Source organism: Massilia sp. IC2-278 (genome assembly GCF_020708045.1).
Taxonomy (GTDB): Bacteria; Pseudomonadota; Gammaproteobacteria; order Burkholderiales; family Burkholderiaceae_D; genus Telluria.
This window is the reverse complement of sequence record NZ_JAJFES010000041.1, coordinates 1-1862: the sequence shown is the minus strand read 5'-3', so window position 1 is coordinate 1862 and position 1862 is coordinate 1. Positions and strand designations below refer to the sequence as shown.

2 protein-coding genes are annotated in these 1862 nt (G+C 70.7%); both read left to right on the top strand.

What is annotated here, in order from left to right; all coding sequences use genetic code 11:
• Positions 1 to 1010, top strand: a 1010-nt coding sequence (locus tag LK540_RS25165) for an ATP-binding protein (protein WP_229440143.1), incomplete at its 5' end; no start/stop codon positions are given.
• Positions 1007 to 1672, top strand: a complete 666-nt coding sequence (locus LK540_RS25160) for a response regulator (RefSeq protein ID WP_229440142.1) — start codon at positions 1007 to 1009, stop codon at positions 1670 to 1672. The genes LK540_RS25165 and LK540_RS25160, both read left to right, overlap by 4 nt.
• Positions 1673 to 1862 lie beyond the last annotated feature (190 nt).

Below are 1862 nucleotides of genomic sequence, written 5' to 3'. Positions count from 1 at the left end.
TGGTGCGCCGTCCCATCCTGGCCGATGGCCGCACGGTCGGCTACCTGGCGGTTGCGCGCAGCCAGGGACCGACCGACGCCCTGGCCTACGCTTTCCTCGAAGGCCTGAGCGCTAGCCTGTGGCCTATCGTCGGCGCGGGCGTGCTGCTCAGCGCCCTGGCGGCCAGCCTGCTGGCGCTGCACTTCCGGCGCCCGATCGGCCGCCTGGCCCTGGGTGCGCAGGCACTGGCCGAGGGCCGCTTCGACACGCGCCTGGCGGTCGAACGCAGCGACGAACTGGGCGAACTGGCCCACCACTTCAACCTGCTGGCGGCGCGCCTGGACGACGCCGAGCGTTCGCGCCGCCAGTGGGTGGCCGACACCTCGCACGAACTGCGCACGCCGCTGGCCGTGCTGCGCGCGCAGCTGGAAGCAATCCAGGATGGCGTGCGCCAGGCCGACCCGGGGCACATCGCCGCCATGCTGCGCCAGGTGCTGGCCCTGAACCGCCTGATCGACGAACTGTATGCGCTGGCGCGGGCCGACGTCGGCGCCCTCGAATGCAGGCAGGAGCGCGTCGACTTGTGGGCGCTGGCCGAGGAAGAAGCCACGGGCTTCGGCAGCCGCTTCGCCGCTGCCGGCCTGGCGCTCGACCTGCAGCCGCCGCCTTCGAATACGCTGGTAGTGGCCGACCCCGACCGCATGCGCCAGGTGCTGCGCAACCTGCTGGAAAACAGCCTGCGCTATACAAGCGCCGGCGGGCGCGTGGCGCTGTCGGCGCAGACGACCGGCCGCCGCCTGGTGCTCGCCGTCGACGACAGCGCACCCGGCGTGCCCGACGACGCGCTGGCGCGCCTGGGCGAGCGATTCTACCGGGTCGATGCCTCGCGCAGCCGTGCCGGCGGCGGCGCGGGCCTGGGCCTGGCCTTGTGCCGGCGCCTGGTCGAAGCGCAGGGCGGCACGCTGGCCTTTGCGCACTCGCCCTTGAAAGGCCTGCGCGTGACGATCAACCTGCCGCTGGAGGCGGCATGAACCGCATCTGCATCGTCGAGGACGAGCCGGAACTGGCGGCGCTGGTCGCCGACTATGTGCGCGCCGCGGGCTACGAGCCCGAAGTCTTCCACGATGGTGCAGTGGCGCTGGACGCGATCCGCCGCGCGCCGCCAGCCCTGGTGGTGCTCGACCTGATGCTGCCCGGCCTGGACGGCCTGTCGCTGTGCCGCGCATTGCGCGCGTTCTCGCAGGTGCCGGTCATCATGGTGACGGCGCGCGTGGAAGAAATCGACCGCCTACTCGGGCTGGACGCGGGCGCCGACGACTACCTGTGCAAGCCCTTCAGCCCGCGCGAACTGGTGGCCCGCATCAAGGCCATCCTGCGCCGCGCAGCCATGTCGAACTACGCGCCGGCGCCGGCCCTGCAGGTCGACACCGATGCACGGCGCGCGCTGGTACACGGCCAGGCGCTGGCGCTCACGCCCAGCGAATTCGAGGTGCTGGCGGCACTGGCGCGGCGTCCGGGCCAGGTGTTCACGCGCGCGCATTTGCTGGACCTGCTGCGGCAGGACGACTCGGACGTGACCGAGCGCGCCATCGACAGCCACGTGAAAAACCTGCGCCGCAAGATCGACGCCGCCGCGCCCGGCCTGGAGCCGATTCGCTCGATCTACGGGCTGGGCTACCGCTACGATTTGTAGGCTCCATTTTTTCTCCACATTGCGCAGGCAGGATGAGGTGGTCGCTTCATTACCCAAGGAGAAACCATGTTCCAGCCACGTTCGATCCTCCTGCTTGCCTTGCTGTCTTGCGCCGGCGCCAGCCATGCCGGCGTCCACATCGAATGCAAGCCGGCGAAAAGCGGCCCCTGCGCCGAGATGCGCACCATCA

Excerpts from the sequence above, each read along its gene's own strand:
- LK540_RS25160 (WP_229440142.1), top strand. The coding sequence starts at position 1,007 with ATGAACCGCATCTGCATCGTCGAGGACGAGCCGGAACTGGCGGCGCTG.